The organism is Acinetobacter sp. WCHAc060033 (assembly GCF_004209125.1).
In the GTDB taxonomy this organism is placed as follows: Bacteria; Pseudomonadota; Gammaproteobacteria; order Pseudomonadales; family Moraxellaceae; genus Acinetobacter; species Acinetobacter wuhouensis.
This window is the reverse complement of the sequence record NZ_SGSW01000055.1, coordinates 1-19,955: the sequence shown is the minus strand read 5'-3', so window position 1 is coordinate 19,955 and position 19,955 is coordinate 1. Positions and strand designations below refer to the sequence as shown.

The 19,955-nt window shown below is 38.6% G+C and carries 16 protein-coding genes; 4 read left to right on the top strand and 12 right to left on the bottom strand.

What is annotated here, in order from left to right; all coding sequences use genetic code 11:
• The 3 genes from EXE10_RS17920 to EXE10_RS17910 form a co-directional block, all read right to left on the bottom strand.
• Positions 1 to 427 (bottom strand): HNH endonuclease (locus tag EXE10_RS17920; protein ID WP_130114295.1); only part of this gene is annotated, 427 nt, incomplete at its 3' end.
• The gene (locus EXE10_RS17915; protein ID WP_165383045.1) at positions 424 to 1,680 is read right to left on the bottom strand and encodes an ATP-binding protein; all 1,257 of its coding nucleotides are present in this window, start codon (positions 1,678 to 1,680) and stop codon (positions 424 to 426) included. The genes EXE10_RS17920 and EXE10_RS17915, both read right to left, overlap by 4 nt.
• A gap of 75 nt (positions 1,681 to 1,755) precedes the next feature.
• Positions 1,756 to 4,650 carry a valine--tRNA ligase gene (locus EXE10_RS17910; protein ID WP_130114293.1) on the bottom strand — a complete coding sequence of 965 codons (2,895 nt, stop codon included), beginning with the start codon at positions 4,648 to 4,650 and terminating at the stop codon, positions 1,756 to 1,758.
• Between the two features lie 350 nt (positions 4,651 to 5,000).
• Here EXE10_RS17910 and EXE10_RS17905 point away from each other — a divergent pair, with 350 nt between their 5' ends.
• From EXE10_RS17905 to EXE10_RS17890, 4 genes are all read left to right on the top strand, one after another.
• A complete protein-coding gene (locus EXE10_RS17905) occupies positions 5,001 to 5,696 on the top strand; it encodes a hypothetical protein (protein ID WP_068974436.1) in 696 nt (231 codons plus the stop codon).
• Between the two features lie 353 nt (positions 5,697 to 6,049).
• A complete protein-coding gene (locus EXE10_RS17900; RefSeq protein WP_130114292.1) occupies positions 6,050 to 6,847 on the top strand; it encodes an SDR family NAD(P)-dependent oxidoreductase in 798 nt (265 codons plus the stop codon).
• Positions 6,848 to 6,905: 58 nt separating this feature from the next.
• Complete coding sequence (locus tag EXE10_RS17895; RefSeq protein WP_130114291.1) at positions 6,906 to 7,655, top strand: hypothetical protein; 750 nt, start codon at positions 6,906 to 6,908, stop codon at positions 7,653 to 7,655.
• Positions 7,656 to 7,745: 90 nt separating this feature from the next.
• Positions 7,746 to 8,519, top strand: coding sequence for a hypothetical protein (locus tag EXE10_RS17890; protein ID WP_130114290.1), 774 nt, complete (start codon positions 7,746 to 7,748; stop codon positions 8,517 to 8,519).
• A 24-nt stretch (positions 8,520 to 8,543) separates the two neighbouring features.
• On the opposite strand, the gene EXE10_RS17885 is transcribed toward EXE10_RS17890, so the two are convergent.
• From EXE10_RS17885 to sdsA, 9 genes are all read right to left on the bottom strand, one after another.
• The gene (locus EXE10_RS17885; protein WP_130114289.1) at positions 8,544 to 8,951 is read right to left on the bottom strand and encodes a hypothetical protein; all 408 of its coding nucleotides are present in this window, start codon (positions 8,949 to 8,951) and stop codon (positions 8,544 to 8,546) included.
• Between the two features lie 13 nt (positions 8,952 to 8,964).
• Complete coding sequence (locus EXE10_RS17880; protein WP_130114288.1) at positions 8,965 to 9,399, bottom strand: YbjQ family protein; 435 nt, start codon at positions 9,397 to 9,399, stop codon at positions 8,965 to 8,967.
• Between the two features lie 9 nt (positions 9,400 to 9,408).
• Complete coding sequence (locus tag EXE10_RS17875) at positions 9,409 to 9,759, bottom strand: YbjQ family protein (RefSeq protein ID WP_068974442.1); 351 nt, start codon at positions 9,757 to 9,759, stop codon at positions 9,409 to 9,411.
• Positions 9,760 to 9,871: 112 nt separating this feature from the next.
• Positions 9,872 to 11,326 (bottom strand): multidrug efflux RND transporter AdeIJK outer membrane channel subunit AdeK, encoded by a 1,455-nt coding sequence (gene adeK, locus EXE10_RS17870; protein WP_068974443.1) that lies wholly within the window; start codon positions 11,324 to 11,326, stop codon positions 9,872 to 9,874.
• Positions 11,326 to 14,544: an efflux RND transporter permease subunit gene (locus EXE10_RS17865; protein WP_087553167.1), complete on the bottom strand. Its 3,219-nt coding sequence runs from the start codon at positions 14,542 to 14,544 to the stop codon at positions 11,326 to 11,328. The genes adeK and EXE10_RS17865 overlap by 1 nt, the downstream gene beginning before the upstream one ends.
• A 12-nt stretch (positions 14,545 to 14,556) precedes the next feature.
• The gene (locus tag EXE10_RS17860) at positions 14,557 to 15,831 is read right to left on the bottom strand and encodes an efflux RND transporter periplasmic adaptor subunit (protein WP_130114287.1); all 1,275 of its coding nucleotides are present in this window, start codon (positions 15,829 to 15,831) and stop codon (positions 14,557 to 14,559) included.
• Positions 15,831 to 16,469: a phosphatase PAP2 family protein gene (locus tag EXE10_RS17855; protein WP_130114286.1), complete on the bottom strand. Its 639-nt coding sequence runs from the start codon at positions 16,467 to 16,469 to the stop codon at positions 15,831 to 15,833. The genes EXE10_RS17860 and EXE10_RS17855 overlap by 1 nt, the downstream gene beginning before the upstream one ends.
• A 161-nt stretch (positions 16,470 to 16,630) precedes the next feature.
• Positions 16,631 to 18,679 (bottom strand): site-specific recombinase, encoded by a 2,049-nt coding sequence (locus tag EXE10_RS17850; protein WP_213073862.1) that lies wholly within the window; start codon positions 18,677 to 18,679, stop codon positions 16,631 to 16,633.
• 30 nt (positions 18,680 to 18,709) lie between these two features.
• Complete coding sequence (gene sdsA / locus EXE10_RS17845) at positions 18,710 to 19,693, bottom strand: All-trans-nonaprenyl-diphosphate synthase (RefSeq protein ID WP_068974448.1); 984 nt, start codon at positions 19,691 to 19,693, stop codon at positions 18,710 to 18,712.
• Positions 19,694 to 19,955 lie beyond the last annotated feature (262 nt).

The following is a 19,955-nucleotide window of genomic DNA, read 5'->3' as shown; positions in this document are numbered from 1 at the left end:
GTTCAGCTGTTTTTTTGACTTGAATATGATCGTCGTAATTATCATAAAAAGGGTGGATGAAAGTATATTTATCAGATCCTCTTGGTAAATTCTTAACAGCCTTATTTTTTGATTTATGAGGATTTTTATTACCTTTTGCTGAATTGCAGTCTACACAACTTACGATTAGATTCTCTGATTCAAACAAAAAACTACTATAAAGTGATTTAGGTAATATATGGTCTATATCCCAATATCTCCCATGTTGTGATGGAATCTGATGTCTACAGTAGAAACAAATATTATTGGTTTCTGTTAAATAGTGAGTGCGAATTAAACTTTTAAGCTCTAAAATTTCCTTACATTGCTTATTCCAAAATGTATGATCTTTTTTATCGTAAGTATTAATATATTCATTAAATTTTGAAGGAATAACAAATATTTTCATTGTTTTTCCTCAAGATCTAATAAAACTTCAATTAAGGTTTTTACTTTATCGTGCTCTTGAAACTTTTCTTCGTAATAAAGTTTTTTAACTAATTCCTTTGTATGATTTTCATCTTCGCTTAAAAGCATATTAGTGTTTAACTTATTAAGAATAATAAGTATTTTTCTTAAAAGATATTCATTGTTATTCCCAGGGGCACTGAAAACCTCAGTAAGCTGAAAGTCTGCAGATCTATTCATGATCTGTTCATTGTTTTGCAGTTCATTTGTATTTAGATTTAAGATAAATGAATTCTTGCATGTCAGATTGGATACAATCTGAGGAGAATGGGTTGCGATTAAAAATTGGCAATTTTGATAATTTTCTGAAATTGACTCGATTAAATTAATAATTTCTTCTTGCCATTGTGGATGTAAATTAACTTCTGGTTCATCAATACAAATAAGAGACTCATTTTCTAATTCACAAATTAAAGCGAGCCCCATAGATAGTATGGCTAATTGACCCGAACTTAGTTCTCTATAGTTTAATCTTTTATTTATTTTATTGTCATACAAATATATTCTAAAGATGTCAATAACTTTTAAAAGAATTAAATCAATTATAACAGGATCTAAATAAGCTAAGTCTTCTAATGAAATTTCTAACGAGTTAATACTCTCTAATTTATTTATAATTTCAATGTAGTCTCCTTTAAGATTTTTGATATCTTCTAATATATTTTTTCTCACAACAAGTCTTATTATTAATGAATTATCAAGTTTTAAGAAGTTTAAGACCTGAGCTAATTTATTGTAAGTAAATTGGCTATTTTCTTTAATTTTTAATAATAATTTTGGAGTTAGTCTTTTTACATCCATATAGATGTTTGATCTAAACTTAGTATTTAATTTATTGTTTTGTTTATAATTTATAAATTCATTTATTATATTTTCAAAATATTGTTCATTTATCCTTATTCCAAATCCACCTATTGATTCATTTGTTGGTAGAGGAAGTAACTTTGTATAATTAGGGAAATTTTCTTGATTTTTAGGGAATTTGTTGTAAGAAGTATTTGTTATAGCAATAATCTTTTTATTTGATACAGAATTTTCATCTAAATTGTCTTTGATAATTGAGCCTAAAAGCCTACTTTTACCAATTGAATTTTGTCCAATAACTACCGTAAAAACATTAGATTCATCAAAGTTTTTATTTGGTAAAATATTTATATGTTTTTCATCAAAATTGAATTGAGTAATAAGCTTCATATATTTTACTTGCATAAATAAAAGGGCTGAATAATCAGCCCTTTATACTACAAATCAGATTAAATTGCTAATACCTTATAGCGCCGCAATCTGTTCCATATTCGCTTTAATTTTCGCTAACTGATCAGCAAACTCAGCAAGCTTCACTTTCTCGCCTTCAACCACAGCAGCAGGCGCTTTCGCTACAAAACCTTCATTACCCAATTTAGTCGCAATTTGGTCATGTTGCTTTTGAACCTTATCGAAGTCTTTTTGTAGACGACCCAATTCAGCTTTAGGATCAATCAAACCTTTCATTGGAACAAATACAGACACGTGACCCACTACACTCGATGATGACAACGGTGGTTGCTCAGCATCTGCAAGGAAAGTAATGCTTTCAACTTTAGCCAAAGCTTTAAACAATGGTTCAATACGAGCAATCTGAGCTTTTTCAGCATCAGTGGTATTTTGAAGCAGAACAGGTAATAAACGAGCATTACCTAAGCCCATTTCACCACGAATGTTACGCACCGCACCAATCAAACCTTGAAGCCATTGCATATCTGCTTCCGCTTGATCATTGATCTTCGCATTGTCAGCAACAGGATACTTCGCCAGCATGATGGTTTCGCCTTGAATACCGATCATTGGCGCAAGCGTCTGCCAGATTTCTTCAGTCAAATACGGCATCAACGGATGAGCAAGACGCAACGCAGCTTCCATCACAGATAAAAGCACACGACGAACTTCAGCCTTACGTTCTTCAGCGACATTTTCATCATTTAGAACAGGCTTCGTCAGCTCTACATACCAGTCACAGTATTCATTCCAGATGAACTCATAAATCGCTTGAGCAGCCAAGTCTAAACGATAAGTTGCAAATGCAGTTTGAACCGCAGCTTCAGCTTTCTGTAAACGGCTGACGATCCATTGTTCAGGCAATTCCCAAAGATCAGGACGTGCAGTCTGACCAACAGTCTGACCTTCAACATTCATCAGAACGAAACGTGTACCATTCCAGATTTTGTTGGCAAAGTTACGGTAACCTTCAACACGTTTCATGTCGAATTTGATGTCACGACCAGTATTTGCAAGCGCACAGAATGTGAAACGAACCGCATCTGTACCATAAGCCTGAATACCTTCAGGGAATTCTTTACGCGTCGCTTTTTCAATTTTTGGTGCAGTTTTCGGGTTCATCAAACCAGTGGTACGCTTCTGTACCAAAGTTTCAAGATCAACACCGTCAATCAAATCTAATGGATCAAGGACATTCCCTTTAGACTTAGACATTTTCTGACCTTCGCCATCACGTACTAAACCATGTACATACACAGTTTTGAACGGAACTTGTGAAGTACCATCTTCATTTTTCATGAAATGAAGCGTCATCATGATCATACGGGCAACCCAGAAGAAAATGATGTCAAAACCAGTCACAAGTACGTCAGTCGGGTGGAACGTATTTAAGAAATAGTTTTCTTTATCTTTCGCTTCGTCGCCAGTCCAACCTAATGTTGAGAATGTCCACAGTGCAGATGAGAACCATGTATCCAGAACGTCTTCGTCTTGATTTAATTCAACATCAGCAGCGATGTTGTTTTTCGCACGCACTTCTTCTTCATTACGACCCACATAGATATTGCCTTCAGCATCATACCAAGCAGGGATACGGTGACCCCACCACAATTGACGTGAAATACACCAGTCCTGAATGTTATTCATCCAAGCCATGTACATGTTGCTGTATTGCTCAGGTACAAATTTGATCTCGCCATCTTTCACCGCTTTGATCGCAGGTTCAGCAAGTGGTGCAATTTTAACATACCATTGGTCTGTCAATAATGGCTCAACGATTACACCTGAACGGTCACCACGAGGTGGTTTCAAGGTGTACGGTTGGATTTGATCTAACCAGCCTTCAGCTTCAGCTTGTTCAACTAACTTTTTACGTGCAGCAAAACGCTCTAAACCAACATATTCAGCAGGTGCTGCGATGGTCTTAGAAATCTGTTCGCCCGCTTTCGCGATGTATTCAAACTCAGCCAGAATTTCAGCATTTTTGTTGAAAATGTTGATAATTGGCAACTCACAGCGCTTACCCACTTCATAGTCATTGAAGTCATGTGCCGGGGTGATTTTTACACAGCCTGTACCGAATTCTTTGTCTACATACTCATCTTTAACAATCGCAACCGCACGACCTGTAATCGGTAGGATAATGTTTTTACCGACCAACGGCGCATAGCGTTCATCATCAGGTGCAACAGCAACAGCGGTATCACCGAGTAAAGTTTCAGGACGAGTGGTTGCTACAACGATGTAATCTTTACCATCGTGCGTACGAAGTGATTTATCTTCAAAGAAATATTTGAAGTGCCACAATGAACCTGCTTCTTCTTTATCAGACTCAACTTCCAAGTCAGAAAGAGCAGTCTGTAATTTTGGATCCCAGTTTACGAGGCGTTTACCACGGTAGATTAAGCCGTCTTCGTGTAGTTTTACGAAAACTTCTTTTACCGCATTGGATAAACCTTCATCCATGGTGAAGCGTTCACGTGACCAATCTACAGAAGAACCCAAACGGCGGATTTGGTTGGTAATGTTGCCACCAGATTGTTCTTTCCATTCCCAGATTTTTTCGATGAATTTTTCACGACCCAAGTCATGACGGCTTACACCTTGCGCACCAAGTTGACGCTCAACTACCATTTGCGTTGCAATACCCGCATGGTCAGTCCCCGGTTGCCATAAGGTATTTTTACCTGACATACGGTTGTAGCGAGTTAGGGCATCCATGATGGCATTGTTAAAACCATGACCCATGTGCAAGCTACCAGTGACGTTCGGTGGCGGAATCATGATACAGAATGATTCGCCCTCACGAGATGGTTTGAAGTAGCCATTCTCTTCCCAAGTCTTATACCATTTTTTCTCGATCTCAGTTGGATCGTAGGTCGTAGCAATATTTTGCGCTGAATCAGTCATAGTAAAAACAGATCAAAAGTGAGTAAAAATTAGATCTATTGTAGCAAAATATTTATCAGGAATGTTGATTCCTGTAGTGGAGTATTGGTGTTGTTTTCATTTATTTGATCTTGCTCAACAGCTTCATTTTCTGTTTTTTAAATGAGAATTTCAGAAAAATAAAACAAATGTTGGATTTAAGTCATATTATTCAGTTTGAAATGCGAATCAATGATTTTAAGCATTTGTTTTAAATTAAGTATTTATTAATTATAAATAATCATTTGGAGTCATTAAAAGACAATGCATCCATTTTCGAGTTTTGCTAATATCAATTCAATCTCGTTAAAACAACAATAGGGAAAAGTAGGATGCAATATAAAATCGATTTATTGATCAAACAGCAGACTTACCAAGAATTAAAAAACATTACCCAAAGTTTGAATAATGGTGAAAAGAAAGATTTAGCCAAACAATTGGGTACAGCATTTACTGAAATGTCTTGCCAAGTTCTAGATCAAGTCTTTGGTTCTTTGTTAAATGAGCAACGCTCACGCAGTGACTTGGATGCTAACGGCAAGAAAAAGCTTAAAGAAGCGGAACAAATTTTTGACCAGATTGAAGGTGCTTTGAAAAAATACATGCCATGGTCGATTTCATTTTTTAGTAATGACCGTTTAAAACCAGTTGCAAACCATATTCTGAAAAAGTTTGAAGATTCCAATGCCAATGAAGTGGTGATGTATTATCAGCTTGACCGTAATTTAGGTGAGCAAGCCAATGCCAATATTCAAAAAGTCATTGATGGTGATGTACATGCTTTACCAGCAGCATTAAAAGACTTGGTCAAAGTGATTGATTTAGGTGTTTCTGAGTTTATTCGTGATCCTAAAACATTATTGAAATTTAATTTTGTGGTCGATAAAACCTTGAATGGTGTGATCAATATGATCACCAGTACAGGGTATAAGCGTTTAGAAAAAGCGGGTGAAGAATATGACCCTGCCAATGTTGAAAAAGCACAGCATTATGCACAGCATTTTAAAAAGTTTTTGATTGTTGCTTAATTGCTTGAAAGCGCAATTGCTTTGATCAATCCTTTGAACTAATCTCATTGATATATAACGTAATGGTTTAAATTATACTTTGTATATTAATGAATGTGGATACGCGGTAACGTCATCCGCAATTGTTTGAGGCAGGACTAATTCTAATTAAGAATGTTTCTGCGAGGTGTCGAATAACTTGACGGAAGTGAACGAGTTCTGCGGATGACAGTGGTTTTGGGTACTTTTGCCGAAACAAAAGTACCTCGAGCCGAAGGCTAAACCCTGAATCAAAATTTGTGATGTAAGACTCCGTGAAATAAAAACTTTAAATTAAGTGTGTGATATTATTTGTTAAATATAGGGGTGGTGACATGGAAAGCTTAGAGGGAAAAGTCGTTTGGATTACTGGCGCATCTTCTGGGATTGGCAAGGCATTAGCGGCAGAATGTGCTCTGCAAGGGGCACAAGTGATTCTCAGTGCGCGACGTTTAGAAGAACTCGAAAATGTGCGAGTCAGTATTTTAAACCCTGATCGACATATTTCAGTGGCAATGGATATTACTGACGAAGCTCAAATGCGCCGTGCCTACGAACAAGTATTGCAAGAAAAAGGGCGTATTGATTGGTTAATCAATAATGCAGGCTTGAGTCAGCGCGCTTTAATTGCGGATACCACCATGCAAACTGAACGTGCCATCATGGAAATTGACTATTTTTCTCAAGTCTTTTTGACCAAATTGGTTTTACCGACATTCTTAGCACAAAAGTCTGGACGTATCGCTTATGTATCGAGTGTGGCAGGTCTACTCGGTACGCAATATCGTGCCAGCTATTCAGCAGCGAAAGCAGCGATTCACATGTGGGCAAACAGTCTACGTGCAGAAGTAGCACAAGATGGTGTCAATGTTTCCGTGATTTTCCCAGGCTTTGTGAAAACCAATGTGTCGTTTAATGCATTGAATGGCGCAGGTAAACCACAAGCACATCAGGATGAAGCGATTGAAAATGGCTTGGAAGCTGATGATTTTGCAACACAAACAGTTTCAGCTTTGAGGAAAGGTCAAGAATACATCGTTGTCGGTGGTCGTAAGGAAAAATTAGGCGTTTTGGTTTCTCGTTTATCGCCATCAACACTGTATAAAATGATTCGTAAAATGAAAGTTAAATAATTGTTTAAGAACATCTTAAAAATTTATTTACACAATGATTGCCTCAGGTAAGTAGGAAATGTACGTCTCATTTTATCAATTAAATCGCTGTTTCCTTTTGATGTTATGTACATTGTTGATTCCGTTTAGCACTTTTGCAAAACAAACAGATCAAGAAGAAGCGCGGGCATGGGTAGAACCCTCAGATGAAGAAAAGCAAGGCTGGCGACCACGTGAACATTTTTTTGATTCACAAAAGTGGTTAAAGCCGGAGTTTTATAATTTGAAAAGTTCAGCTAAGACAACCAGTAGTCGTTTACCACCAGCCCAATTAGATACACGTCAAATTCCATATCGCTTTGAAATTTTAAATCATCAACAATATTTAAAGACGCCATCTGCCGATACGAAAAAGTGTCCTGTACGCTGTATTTTATTGAATGGACATATTTTTTCAGATCAATTGACGATTTTGAATAGCAGTTGGTTGAAAGAGGTTGGACGTTTTGTATATGCCGATACGACAGTACATATTATTGATATGCGTAATCATAAGTCACAATATTATGGGGGAATTGGCTTTTTGAGTATTCAAAATAATCAGATTAACTTTGAATATTTTGATGGTTTTAGGAAAGCTTTTGGGAATACGTTATATCGTATTCAGAATCAAGGTTTGGATATTAAAATGGATGATGGAACTTATCAGTCTATGATTCGATTTGATCAAAAGGGCTTTCACTTGACTGAATTGACGACTTATCCATTAGCGATGGAAACATGTACTGAGAAAAAAGATGGGAAATGGGAATGCGAGATGTCTCGTTAGTCGTGAACCATTTCACTGAACGAGTTAAGCGGTTTCATTTAATTTTAAGTCTAAGCGAGATTTGATTGTAATCTCGTGGGCGAGGTGGTCATGTTAAAAGTAAAATTTCGTCCTTTAATTGTTCCATTGGCTTTATCAAGTTATTTATTGTGCATGAATGAAGCGCGTGCTGATCTTTGCGATAGCAATGAATTGGTTGATAAAGTGATTGCACAGACCGAGATAGCCAATCGTGAGCAAGCCAGAATCGCCTGTAAAATTGACCCAACCAATACTTCAAATGTGATTATGGCGTATGCACAGTGGATTCCTGTTAAAGATGAACCAGAAAGTGGGACATATTATTTGACTTTGCTTAAGTTTGATCGGAACAACCAACAGGTGAATTATCGTTATCTTACAAGAAAAGCGATAGTTTCCGATGCAATTAGTTTAGATTCGATCGAACTAGATACAGCCAATTATAAAGTATCAAATCAGCAACGTGCTTTGGGCGTAAGATTGAATTATTCAGGGCATTCCCAACCTAATCCTTACGCAATGCAGTTGTTGAATCTCTATAATTTGCAGAATAAACAACAAGTTTTAGATAGCTTGATTGTAGAGCGTTATCGAGCTGAAACAGATACTCGTTGTAATGCTGATGTCGAAGAACGAAAAAGTATTTTAAGAATGCTGAATAGTACAAGCAAAAATTATTATGATATTCAGGTCAAAACTACAGCGCAGAAATCTAAATTTCATGGTACTTATGATCACTGTCATGAAACCAAACAAAAACCAACTGAGCAGATTATGACGCTTAAATTTGATGGGAAGCAGTATCAGATTCCCACCCAGTATAAAGATGAATATGTTTATTGACGTTGGTTTTAAATATTGATTTCGCTAGATAGAGCAGGAGGTTTGATTGACTGGAATGGTGAGCAATGTCGTTCCATTTTCATTTTTATAAATGTAATCATACTCAACCCCCAATTTAAAAGACGCTTTCATCAGTTCGCATAATTCAGCTTTTTTAGTTGCATTGGAAAAAGCAGGAAGTACGGACTGATCAATTTCGTAGGTATATGCGATTTTTAAATCTCGTCGATCAACTGCTGTTAGTGTTGAACTTTGTTCGATCTGCATTGGGATTCGTTGACGTAGCATATTTAATTCAGCATCAAGCGCTTGAGTTATTTCAGTTTGATTGGGTTGTTTATTTTTAAAAATCAAGGGTGAAATCAAGTAGTGGCTAATCAAATAGCCACCAATAATTCCGATAATAGAGCCTAAAATTTTCTTTTTATTCATTTTTCTACTCTGGTTAAGATTGAATCGCTGTACCATAGGCAAAAACTTCAACCATTCCACCTTGCATTCCCAATTCAGTGGTACTTAAACGTAAGCCCATAATCTGTTTAGCACCGACATTTTCAGCCTGTTGTTTTAATCTGACAATTGCCTCACGCCGTGCGCGTTCAACCACGCTTTCATAGGTGGTGAGTCGTCCGCCAAAAAAGTTTTGGATTTGAGCAATGATATATTTAAAATAATCATGTGAAATGACCACATTACTACTGATCAGTTGTCCCTCTTTTTCAGATGTTTGAAATTTATTGGTGTCGACTCTAATATGGGCAAGACGTCGTTCATTTTGCTCAAGTTCAGTTAAATGTTTACGTTCAATATAGCGTCCAAATCCCCATCCAATACAAAACAAAATGAGTGTGATGACGATCTTAAAAACTAATCCATCCATTGTCGTCACCTAGTGTGAAAATGGGTCTGGAAGTGGATTTGAATTTGCTTGAACAATGACGGCTGTTCCATAAACAAATAGTTCTGATGCCCCCTGTGCAATATTTGAAGTGGAAAAACGAATTCCGACAATTGCATTAGCTCCTAAAGTACGTGCTTTTTCAATCATTCTATTCATCGCTTCTTGGCGTGATTCTTCTAATAATTCGGTATAACCTTTGAGTTCACCACCGACAATATTTTTTAATCCAGCCATCAAATCACGTCCAACATGTTTACTGCGCACAGTACTGCCATAAACCACATCTAACTGCTGAATAATTTGGTGCCCTGGCACACTTTCAAGGTTGCTTAATTTCATGGTGTGGTTGATTTACTTCGATGAATGAGATGTATTGAACATAGGAAATAATTGATCAAAAAGCAATAAAAAAAGCCCACCGAAGTGAGCTTTCATTTAAAACGATGCAAACTTACTTTTTATCTTTTGAATGGTATTTCAATTCAGAAGAAGAAGCAGGTTGAGCGATTTGATCAGCAGTGTTGGCTTTGATCCCACCACCGAGTGATTTATACACTTCAACTTGGTTATTTAAGTTCGCTTGCTCTAAAAGTAATAGACCTTGTTCAGCTGCATAAGATGAACGTTGTGCATCTAAAACAGTCAAATAGTTATCAATACCCGCACGGAAGCGAGCATTTGAAAGTTTATAGGTTGTATTGGTTGCATCGACCAAGCGTTTTTGTGCAGTGAGTCGGTCACCGATATTTTGGCGAACCGCTAAAGCATCATTCACTTCACGGAAAGCAGACTGAATTGATTTTTCATAATCAGACAACGCAATTTGTTGATCTGTTTCTGAAATCTTCACATTAGCTTTACGTGTACCCCAGTCCCATAAAGGAATATCGAGACTAGGACCCAATGACCATACAAATGCGCCTGATTTAAATAAATCACTTAAATCAGTAGATGCATAGCCCGCAGAACCGGTCAAACTGATTGTCGGGAACATGCGTGCTTTTGCTGCACCAATATTTGCACCCGCAGCTGAAAGTTTATATTCAGCAGCTTTTACATCAGGACGGTTATTCAACAAGTCACTTGGTAAACCAGAAGCAAATGCTGAATTTGAGGTAATTTTAGTCACACGCTGTTTAGGCAATAAATTGTCAGGAACTTGTTGACCGACAAGAAGGTTCAATAAGTTTTGAGCCTGAGCAACTTGTGTCTTATAGCTTGCAACATCATTACGTGCTGTTTCAACAGAAATCTGTGCTTGACGAAGTGGAACTTCACTGTCGATCCCAACATCGAAACGTTTTTTGTTCAGATTGTATGAGTCAAGCTGTGCTTTTAAGGTTTGGTCTGCAAGTTTAAGTTGAGCTGTAGAAAAAGAATAGCTTAACCATGCTTGCGCAACCTGACCAATCAAACTGATTTGTGTTGAATCACGCGCACTACCCGTTGCAAGATAAGTATCTAAAGCATTGTCTTTGAGACTTTTTACACGACCCCAAAAATCAAGTTCGTATGCAGTCACCCCTAAACCAACATTGTAGGTCGTTTGAGCACCAGCACCTTGATCTTGACGAAGTACGCTACCACTTGCACCAATCGTTGGTAATTGATTGTTTGAAGTGATTTGATACGCTTGTTGAGCACGTTGAATGTTCAATGTCGCGGTACGTAAGTCACGGTTATTGGCTAATGCAAGATCAATCACCTGAAGTAGGCGTTGATCTGCAAAGAATTCCTTATAACCTTGTTCTGCGATAGATGTACCAGTGTTATTGTCAATATAACCTGTTGGTATACTCGCTTGAGCTACGGGTTCTGGGCCACGCATGCTTTGACATGCAGTCAAAGCAAGCGCAAGTGCAGATACCGCAATGCTACGACCTGAAATAGACCATAAGTTTTGCATCACGATTTATGCTCCTGAAGATTTTGATTTTTAGGTTTATATTTAAAGATACTACGTACCCACACGAAGAATACAGGAATAAAGAAAATACCCAATAGTGTTGAGGTGATTACACCACCTAAGACACCATAACCAACTGAGTGTTGACTACCTGCACCTGCGCCACTCGATAATGCTAATGGTAATACACCAAAACCAAATGCCAATGTGGTCATAATGATTGGACGTAAACGCATTTTTGCTGCATGTAAAGTAGCATCAAATAGACTTTCGCCTTTCTCTTGCAGTTCTTTGGCAAATTCTACAATCAAAATCGCATTTTTTGCTGACAAACCGATCACAGCAATAAGTGCAACTTGGAAATAGATGTTGTTGGATAGATTTGCATCAGGTGCAAAATAAGTCCGACCAAACAAGGTAATTCCACCAAATAAACCTGTGTGCCCAAACATGGTTAATATGATCGCACCAACTACACCTAGAGGTACAACCAATAGGATCGAGAAGGGTACTGACCAGCTTTCATACAGTGCAGCAAGACAGAGGAATACGATCAACAATGAAAGGGCATATAAGAATGGTGCTTGTGAGCCAGATTCACGTTCTTCTAACGATAGACCTGTCCATTCATAGTCAAAGCCTTGTAAGCCCATTGATGGTAGTTTTGCAACGATTTCTTCCATCGCAAGCATCGCATCACCAGAGCTTGTACCTGGTGCAGGTGAGCCTTGGATGTTCATTGAGGCAATACCATTATAACGCTCTAAACGTGGTGAACCATAAGTCCATGTTCCAGTTGCAAAACTAGAAAATGGAATCATTTCACCTTTGTTATTACGTACATACCACTTGTTCAAGTCTTCAGGCATCATACGTGCATGAGCTTCACCCTGAACATAGACTTTTTTCACACGACCACGATCGATGAAGTCGTTGATATATGAACCACCCCACGCCATGCTCATGGTTGAGTTGATGTCCGCAATACTGACACCCATTGCTCCAGCTTGCGCTTGATCAATGTTAATTTGGTATTGAGGTGTATCTTCTTGACCATTTGGACGTACACCTGCAAGACGTTTGTCTTGAGCAGCTAGACCTAAAATGGTATTACGTGCAGCGAGAAGTTGTTCATGGCTTTGACCTGCAGACGCTTTTAACTGGAAGTTAAAGCCAGCAGTTACGCCTAACTCAGGCATTGCAGGTAATTGCAGCGGCATAACATACGATGCATCTTTTGCAATCATATTTAGCGCCATACCACGTTGGATCAGGCTACCGATTTGTTGCTCAGGGGTAGTACGTTTTTCCCAGTCTTTTAATTTTACAAATGCAAGACCAGCATTTTGACCAATACCTGTAAATGAGAAACCAGAAACACTAAACACAGATTCCACAGAGGCTTTTTCATTTTCCATGAAATAGTGCGTCATCGTGTTAATGACTTTGTCTGTACGGTCTAAGGTTGCATTTGGTGGTAATTGAACTAGTGTCATCACCACACCTTGGTCTTCTTCTGGTAAGAAAGATGAAGGTAACATTTTAAACAATACAACCAATACGCCAATTACAGCAGCATAAACAATTCCAGAGAACAGTTTATGATGTGTCATGAAATTGACACCCGTTTGATACTTCTCTGCAGTACGATCAAAGGCAGCATTAAACCAACGGAAGAAACGTGCAAAGATATTATTGCTTGGTTCTTTATTTGGATCGTGCTGTTTTAAAATGGTTGCACATAGAGCAGGAGTAAAGGTCACCGCTACAACCAAAGATAAGACCATTGCTGTCACGAGAGTGATCGAGAACTGACGGTAAATAACCCCAGTCGTTCCTCCAAAGAATGACATTGGAACGAACACCGCAGTCAAAACAGATGTCATACCAATCAAGGCACCTGTAATCTGCTTCATCGAAAGTTCTGTTGCTGCAACTGGATCTAAATGATCCTCTTGCATCACCCGTTCAACGTTCTCCACCACAACGATGGCATCGTCCACCAAGAGACCGATTGCCAAGACCATAGCAAACATGGTGAGGGTGTTGATCGAGAAACCAAAAATATTAATAATCGCAAAAGTACCCAATACAACAACAGGTACAGCCATCGTTGGAATAATGGTTGCACGCCAGTTCTGTAAGAACAAGAACATGACAAAGAATACAAGAATAATCGCTTCAATCAGTGTGTGCACCACACTTTCAATCGAAATTTTGATAAATGGTGTCGTATCAAATGCGAGTTTATCTTTCATCCCTGTTGGGTAGTTTTTACGCAATTCAACCATGCGTGCTTCAACAGCTTCTGATGTATCTAAAGCATTGGCACCTGTCGCAAGTTTAATCGCAACACCACCCGCAGGTTTGCCGTTGAATTTAGAATCAAACTGATAGGTATCCGCACCTAATTCAACACGTGCAACATCACCTAAACGGACTTGTGCACCATCACTGGTGTTGCGTAGGAAGATATTTTTGAACTGTTCAGGTGTGGTCAACATACTCTGTGCATTCACAGTTGCATTCAGTACTTGTCCTTCGATAGATGGCGCACCACCTAACTGACCCACAGCAACTTGAGAGTTCTGTGCACGAATTGCAGCTGCAACATCACTTGGAGTGATACCTAAGCTAGTTAACTTGGCAGGATCTAACCAAATACGCATGGCATAAGAACCACCGAATACTTGGACTTCACCTACACCTGCAACACGACTTAAAGGTTCGGAAATATTTGAGTTCACATAGTCTTTAATATCATCTGCAGACAAACTATCTGATTCAGAATAGAACGCTAAGACTTGTAAAAAGCTTGCACCAGACTTAGTTACTTTTACACCTTGACGTTGTACGTCTTCAGGTAAAAGTGCGGTTGCTGATTGCAATTTGTTTTGTACTTGAACCTGTGCGATATCTGGATCAACACCTTGTTCAAAGTTTAATTGGATTGAAGCTTGACCGTTCCCCGCACTGTTTGACGAAATATAACGTAAGCCATCCAAACCATTCATTTGCTGTTCAATGATTTGCGTTACTGTGTTTTCAACAGTAGATGCTGATGCACCTGGATAAGTTGCAGAAATTGTAACTGTCGGTGGTGCAATCGTCGGATATTGTGCAATAGGCATTTTCGTCAGCGTGAGAATCCCCGCTAACATAATGACCAGTGCAATCACCCATGCAAAGATCGGGCGATGAATAAAAAATTGAGCCATTGAGTCTACCCCTTATGCATTTGAAGTAGCTTTTTGTTCAGTTGCTTTATCTTGCTGAGCAGGTTGGGCTGCTCCACCTGTTTTTTGTTGAGCAGCAGCTGGTGTTGCCCCTTGAGGCGTAGCAGCTTGTGGTTGATAAGGTTTAGCAACAACTTGTTGTTCAGGTTTAACTTTGGCAATACCGTCAACGATGACTTTATCACCAGTTGCTAGACCTTCAGTTACAATCCAGTTTTGACCTTGAACACCTACAGTTGTCACAGGACGTGCTTCAACAGCACCTTTAGCATTGACGAGCATTGCCATTGCCTGACCTGTAGGCGTACGTGTAATCGCAGCTTGAGGAATCAAATAAGCATTTGGAATCACACCTTGTACGATTTGCGCGTTGGCAAACATACCAGGAAGCAATAAATGGTTCGGGTTAGAAAATACAGCACGTAACGTCACAGAACCTGTATCAGGATTTACACTTGCATCGGAGAATGCGAGGTTGCCTTCTACAGGGTAAGTGCTACCATCTTCAAGTTTTAAGCGAACTTTAGTGTTATTACTACGGTCAATACTACCTTTAGCAAGCTGTTGACGTAAACGTAATAACTCAGCACTTGATTGGTTAATATCAACATAGATTGGATCTAGCTGTTGAATGGTGACCAATGCATTGCTTTGACTTGCAGTCACTAATGCACCAGCAGTCACACTAGAACGACCAGATTGACCAGAAATCGGTGAGCGAACAGTTGAGTAACCGAGGTCAATTTGTGCATTTTTAACTGCAGCATTTGACGCAGCGATATCTGCTTCTGCCAATTTAATTTGTGCGACTAAATCATCATATTCTTGCTTAGAAACAGCATTGATGCCGACAAGCTGACGATAACGATTTGCCTTAACTTGCAAAGCATTTAAGTTTGCTTGCTGACGTACTAAAGCTGCTTTTGCGCTGTCTAAGTTTGCACGGTTGGTACTTGAGTCAATTTCATAAAGCGGTTGACCTTCACGTACAAAACTGCCTTCACTAAACAAGCGTTTTAAAATCACACCGCTGGTTTGTGGACGAACTTCAGAGATTTGGTACGCAGACGTACGACCTGAAAGTTCTACAGTTTGTTCCACGCTTTGTGGTTGAGCAACAATGACACCAACTTCAGTCGGCGGCATTTTTTGGGCAGCAGCACCACCTTCTTGTGCTGCTTTTGGATCTTTGCTACAACCTACAAGTGCAATACTCGTTGCTAGAGCACAAGCAGTAAGGGCAGGTGCCCAAAGCTTTGCCGACATCATTATTCCACCTCGTTTAGATTTTTATCTAAAAATATTTTGTTCCGACTTAACGTTGCTGAAGATAGGATGAGCCATATCATTGCAGCCCAAATAAAACCTATGCCCCAACCTGCGAATACATCTGTAGGGAAATGTGCTCCCAGATATACACGAGAGATTCCCATACTAAAAAACCACAAAAACCCCATTAAGTATATAAGTTTAACTTGCTGATGTTTTTGAAAAATAAACATAATCGAACAACACAAAACGGCTGCATAGATACTGTGAGCACTGGGAAATGAAGCTCCATAAGTTTTCACTATTTGGAAGACTTCATCTGGCCTTGGTCGGTCGACTAGGTATTTTAAAATCCAACCTATTATTGAAGCACCGAATAAGCCCAAACTCATCATCAGTATATTTGCGTACTGTTTTTGGCGTATGAAATATATGCTACATAGCCCAGTTATCACGATCATAGACGGTAAGCCGCCTAAATAGGAGAGGGCGAGTGTGATACCATTTAAAGCCTCTAAACGGTGTGTACTCATCCATACAACACTATTGAAATCAAAATGTTGTATTTGGTCAATATTTAAACCAATACCCCCAATAAGAAAACCTACACAGCCAATAAAGAGCAATACATAAGGCATATCACAACCTATGAGTATATTAATCGCGCACGTTAAGTTTAATTAATGCACTAAAGTGTACTAGTCAGTACACTTTTTTTCAAGTGAGTAGATTTAGGTAATTTATACTAATTTCTTTTTGCAAAAAAAATAAGAATTTGAACAAAAAATAACAATTAGTCTCAATGTTTTAGCTTTTTGTGAAAATGGTTCTCATCTTCAAGCTGCAAAGGCTGTTTCGGTGGCCAGAAAAAATCCATTGGGCGAGTTGAAAAATGTGTAAATATCAGTTTTGCAAGAGGTTTCCACTGAGAGAAACGAACTTGGCGTGCACGAAGTGCTACAATGATGGTGAGGGTAAAACTGACAAATAAGTTAGTAATACCTATAGCAAGCACACCGATAAATGACACGATGATTAAACCAATATCTGGTGAGCCATTGACGCACATCAGACCTTGAATAAAGTTTGCTGAGGCGAAGGCAATATGGCGAATGTCTAAAGGTAATCCTAATATAAATCCGATAGTTCCCATACTTCCGAGCATGATACCGAAGAGAAAATTACCCGCTAAAGCACCTAAATTTCTTTCGATATAATTCGCAAATTTTTCAAGTTTTTCAGGGCCCATGATTTTTTTCAATTTTACATGGGCTTTTAAACGTGCACCAACTTTACGGTACACTGCCATATTGTCGAAATATCCCGCAATTAATCCCGATAAAAATAAACAAATACCTGCAATGGCAGCATGTGGAATCGCCAGTGATGTGAATGGATTTAAACTATGCAATAAGGCATTGGCTTTGGCATGAGTCAATAATGGTTCATGGGTGGTCAGTTGCCATAAAAACGTAATTAATCCTGCTGTTGGAATTGCAATCGAAATATTTCCCAAAATTGCAATGAACTGAGTACGGATAATATTGATAATCAAACCCGCAAGTTCTGCAATTTGCGCAGTTTTAGACCCTTTTTGATGCTGTACAGTGGAAGCAAGTGCAGCAGCAGTCATTGCAGGCTGTTTTGTTGCAACAGTAAAGTGCAAAACATGAATTAGCATGAATCCCAATGAGTAATTCATACTATAAAAAAATGCATGTAAAAATGGGGCGAGTGCTAAACGAGAAAAAAGAATTTTAATGGTAGCCATTGTGGCAATGATGACACCAGCACCCGCTGCTGCCTGAAACATACCTAAAAAGCCTTTTTTATCTGTACTCACATAGTGCTCACCCGTTTTACTCGCATTCTCCGTGACTTGTAAGGCGATCAGTTCACTATTAGTTTTCAGTAAGTCGCGAACACTAGTTTCACTATAGTGGGCATAAACCAATTCAGTGAGTAGTTCACCACAAAGTTGAAAACGAATTAGGTTTTCTTCAACCAGGAGATTTAGCAATAACTCAATGCGGTCTAGACATTGTTCAAGCAGTGACAATAGATAGGTGAGACTTAGACTCACGCCAATACGTTTTGTTGCTCGGCGAATTTTTAAAACAACAGCGCGACATTGTTCAATCATGACCAAAGCTTGATCAGCATCAGGGACAAGATTGAAATCAGGATCATGTCGATGTTTTTTCTTATAGGTTTCTATAAATTCGACAATTTCACGGTTTTGTACCAAAAAAGGTGATTCGTATTCTTGAAGTTCAGGATAGGCATTAATAAATTCAGGATATAAGCCAATACCACTGATACGATAGGATAAAACAGTAATCGCTTTGACAATTTCTCTTTTGATACCGAGCTTTTCATTTTCATAGTTCAAGCCTTGATTCAGTAACTTGAAAAATTCAATCCATTGCGAATCTTCAATATTATCGAGCCAGTATTTATCACTACGCTGATAAAAAACTTTACGGACTAAATCTTTAAGTTCAGATTCGTCGACGAGTAGTGGTAGAAAATGAGCGCCAAGCCTTTGTCCGAGCTGATTCCAAAAACCATCTAAAGATAAAATGCCACTGTCCGCATATAAGCTTGCTTGCTTATAATGATTAATGAGTCGCAGTAAGTAACCTTGAAATGCAGATGTTGCATTAGGTGTAATCAATAAGGCTCGGATTAAAGCATTAAATTTATTTTTTATTTCTTCAGTATCATGCGTGTCGTTAGGTCTGATTCGGTTGACCAGTTCAATCAGAATACTGGCTTCAGGAACAGCGTTTAAATTATCAAGCTGTTCCTGCATGAGGAGAAAAAGATCATTAAATTGTATCTGCATAAGCACTTATAAAATGGGAGATATGTATATTTATTGAAGGCGATGTAACGCAAGTTTCGCTAAATTATACAATGCTTGACGGTATGCAGAGTCAGGTAAATGGTTTAAAGCTTGTAACGCAGCCTCAGTTTCTTCGGTTGCACGTTGGCTACAATATTCTAACGCACCAGAGCTTTGTACAATCTGAATGACACGTTCCAAATCTGCTGTACCGCCTGTCGCAATGCTTTTACGAATGATTTCGTGTTCTTCACCTTGCGTATTGGCTAAAGCAGAGATTAACGGTAAAGTCGGTTTTCCTTCCATCAAATCATCACCGATATTTTTACCTAATGTTTCAGCATCGGAAGTGTAATCTAAAATATCGTCAATAATTTGGAAGGCATTCCCAAAGTGTCCTGCAAACAAGCGCATCGGTTCGCGGTACTCCGGTTTTCCAGCAATGATTGCCGCGCCTTCTGTTGCAAGCTCAAATAAACGAGAAGTTTTACCGTGAATAATATCGAGGTAAGTTTGTTCTGTGGTTTCAGGTTGATGTTGTGCTTGAAGTTGTAAAACTTCACCTTCGGCAATTTCACAGGTTCCTGTCGAGAAGTCTTTGAGTAAAACCATATTGTCGAGGTCAACTAAAAGATCGAAAGCACGTGAAATTAAAAAGTCACCAACCAAAACTGCTGTTTGATTGTTCCATGTTGCATTTGCTGTAGGACGACCACGACGTAAACCAGATTCATCGACAACATCATCATGCACCAAAGTTGCGGTGTGTAGCATTTCGATAATCGCAGCCAGCTTACGGTAAGGTTCCATTTGTGCATCAGTTGCACCACAAGCCTTTGCTGCAAGTAAACACATGATCGGACGCATGCGTTTACCGCCAGCTTCTACCACATGCTTACTGACTGCCATGACTAAAGCGACTTTTGAAGTGATCCCTTCATTAATAAACTTGTCCATCGCTGCAAAGTCTGTAGCTACAGGCGCGAGAATATCTTGCTTAAAGTCGATGGTCATAGGGTGGGAGCCTCATGCAAATGCGTTTATCTGACTAGTGTAACAATTAACATGGATGAATGTTGCCATAGAAAGCAGACATCGTGCCTGAATCTTAATGATTTGCGTTTTATTTGTCCAAAAAAGATAAAACAACAAACATTCAAGTCATCTTTCTTATGCGCTACATAGTAGCGGATTTGATTTAAAAATCTATTTCAATTTAAGCGTGTTTTAAGAATTTTTTTCATATATTCAGTGACTCAATCTTAAAAAATAAATA

Coding starts and splice junctions, on each gene's coding strand:
- EXE10_RS17915 (WP_165383045.1), bottom strand. CDS start 1,680: ATGAAGCTTATTACTCAATTCAATTTTGATGAAAAACATATAAATATT.
- EXE10_RS17910 (WP_130114293.1), bottom strand. CDS start 4,650: ATGACTGATTCAGCGCAAAATATTGCTACGACCTACGATCCAACTGAG.
- EXE10_RS17905 (WP_068974436.1), top strand. CDS start 5,001: ATGCAATATAAAATCGATTTATTGATCAAACAGCAGACTTACCAAGAA.
- EXE10_RS17900 (WP_130114292.1), top strand. CDS start 6,050: ATGGAAAGCTTAGAGGGAAAAGTCGTTTGGATTACTGGCGCATCTTCT.
- EXE10_RS17895 (WP_130114291.1), top strand. CDS start 6,906: ATGTACGTCTCATTTTATCAATTAAATCGCTGTTTCCTTTTGATGTTA.
- EXE10_RS17890 (WP_130114290.1), top strand. CDS start 7,746: ATGTTAAAAGTAAAATTTCGTCCTTTAATTGTTCCATTGGCTTTATCA.
- EXE10_RS17885 (WP_130114289.1), bottom strand. CDS start 8,951: ATGAATAAAAAGAAAATTTTAGGCTCTATTATCGGAATTATTGGTGGC.
- EXE10_RS17880 (WP_130114288.1), bottom strand. CDS start 9,399: ATGGATGGATTAGTTTTTAAGATCGTCATCACACTCATTTTGTTTTGT.
- EXE10_RS17875 (WP_068974442.1), bottom strand. CDS start 9,759: ATGAAATTAAGCAACCTTGAAAGTGTGCCAGGGCACCAAATTATTCAG.
- adeK (WP_068974443.1), bottom strand. CDS start 11,326: ATGCAAAACTTATGGTCTATTTCAGGTCGTAGCATTGCGGTATCTGCA.
- EXE10_RS17865 (WP_087553167.1), bottom strand. CDS start 14,544: ATGGCTCAATTTTTTATTCATCGCCCGATCTTTGCATGGGTGATTGCA.
- EXE10_RS17860 (WP_130114287.1), bottom strand. CDS start 15,831: ATGATGTCGGCAAAGCTTTGGGCACCTGCCCTTACTGCTTGTGCTCTA.
- EXE10_RS17855 (WP_130114286.1), bottom strand. CDS start 16,469: ATGCCTTATGTATTGCTCTTTATTGGCTGTGTAGGTTTTCTTATTGGG.
- EXE10_RS17850 (WP_213073862.1), bottom strand. CDS start 18,679: ATGCAGATACAATTTAATGATCTTTTTCTCCTCATGCAGGAACAGCTT.
- sdsA (WP_068974448.1), bottom strand. CDS start 19,693: ATGACCATCGACTTTAAGCAAGATATTCTCGCGCCTGTAGCTACAGAC.